Origin of the sequence: Orrella sp. 11846 (genome assembly GCF_048820935.1) — a bacterium.
Taxonomy (GTDB): domain Bacteria; phylum Pseudomonadota; class Gammaproteobacteria; order Burkholderiales; family Burkholderiaceae_B; genus Algicoccus.
On the sequence record NZ_JBMERD010000073.1, the window covers coordinates 1 to 280 of the forward strand.

General features: G+C 58.2%; 1 protein-coding gene. It reads right to left on the reverse strand.

What is annotated here, in order from left to right; all coding sequences use genetic code 11:
• Positions 1–280 (reverse strand): transposase (locus ACOI06_RS14665; protein ID WP_420663327.1); only part of this gene is annotated, 280 nt, incomplete at both ends.

Below are 280 nucleotides of genomic sequence, written 5' to 3' on the forward strand. Positions count from 1 at the left end.
TGCGGGCATGGCGCCTTGCTTAATGAGCTTGTTCTCTTCGCGCGTATTGCGCTGGGTGGGTGCCTGCACCAGGGTGGCGTCGATCATTTGACCGCCGCGAGGAATGAACCCCTTGGCAAAGAGTTGGGACTCGACACCGTCAAAGATCTCTCTGGCGCCGGCCTCACCGATACGGTTCTCGAACACCCAGATCGTGGTGGCGTCGGGTATGGTGCGGGAGTTGGTCAGACGACAGAAGCGCTTGAAACTCATGCGATCAAGCAGTTGAAACTCCATCTGG